General features: G+C 40.7%; 2 protein-coding genes. Both read left to right on the forward strand.

Annotation, left to right across the window (positions count from 1 at the left end):
- Nucleotides 1-74: 74 nt before the first annotated feature.
- Nucleotides 75-386, forward strand: coding sequence for a transposase (locus tag C7R92_RS31610; protein WP_106836871.1), 312 nt, complete (start codon nt 75-77; stop codon nt 384-386).
- A 38-nt stretch (nt 387-424) separates the two neighbouring features.
- Nucleotides 425-1167 (forward strand): DDE-type integrase/transposase/recombinase (locus tag C7R92_RS31615; protein ID WP_146147647.1); only part of this gene is annotated, 743 nt, incomplete at its 3' end.

Here is a 1167-nt window from a genome sequence, read left to right on the forward strand (position 1 = left end):
CTCTATAGCCCCCTAGAGAACTTGGACACTAAGAGTGTATATGATTTACACTACTAGTGACAGGGGATGATGAAATGAAACGAATCAGACATTCAAAAGACTTTAAATTACAAGTGGTAAAAGAAGCTCTCGAAACAGGAAATAAAGCTGCTGTAGCTAGACGATATGAGATTGCCCCGAATATGCTTCATCGCTGGACAAAAGAATATGAAGCTGGGAAGTTTGGGGATGTATCTCTTGAGGGGATTTCCTCCCTTGAAACCAAAGTATTGTCTCAAGAAAACGATCAGTTAAAAAAACTTCTAGGTGAACAAGCTCTAGAAATTGCTATCCTACGAGATCTCATAAAAAAGAAAAACCCTCATTTGCTGACAAAGTTGAAGTAGCAGATCACTACATTCAGCAGGGGTACGCCATAACGCTTGTGCTACGTTTGGTAAAAATCCCACGCTCGACTTACTATTACCATAAGTATGGCAGAGTCATCGAGAAAACAGTTAGTGAGGGGCGTCAAGCACCTGGGTATTCCTACAAAATAAATGGAACCAAAGTATCAGATGAACAAATTCAGGAATGGCTCATAGAGCTTATTTCAGGCGACGGTTACGCCTATGGCTACCGAAAATTAACGGTTTGTTTACGTAAAGACTATCAAATCGTAATCAATAAAAAGAAAGTATATCGCCTATGTAAACAGCTAGGCATTCTACGACCACAACGTCAAAAGCGTGTGATTTATCCACGAAAGCTTGCACGAAACCGAACGATTACCGACTCGAATCAATTGTTTGAGACGGATATTAAGTATGGATTTATTGCGGGAGAAGAACGGTTTTTCTTTATTCAATCGTGCATTGATGTGTATGACCGATCGATAATCTCGTATCATATAGGGCTTACCTGCGAAGCCAAAGATGTTGTTCGTACGATTCAAAGCGCTCTGTTAAAACGACAATTATTTGATGTAGATGTGAAGCCTGTCATCCGCACAGATAACGGTCCACAGTTTATTTCCCATGCCTTTCAAGAAGCCTGTGAACGCTTTGGTGTGGAGCATGAGCGTATTCCCCCTAAAACACCGAATATGAATGCTCATATTGAATCTTTTCATAGATTGCTACAGGACGAGTGTTTAGCTCGTTCCGAGTTTCAAACGTATGGAGAAGC

The organism is Brevibacillus porteri, from assembly GCF_003013475.1.
Classification (GTDB): domain Bacteria; phylum Bacillota; class Bacilli; order Brevibacillales; family Brevibacillaceae; genus Brevibacillus; species Brevibacillus porteri.

Excerpts from the sequence above, each read along its gene's own strand:
- C7R92_RS31610 (WP_106836871.1), top strand. The coding sequence starts at position 75 with ATGAAACGAATCAGACATTCAAAAGACTTTAAATTACAAGTGGTAAAA.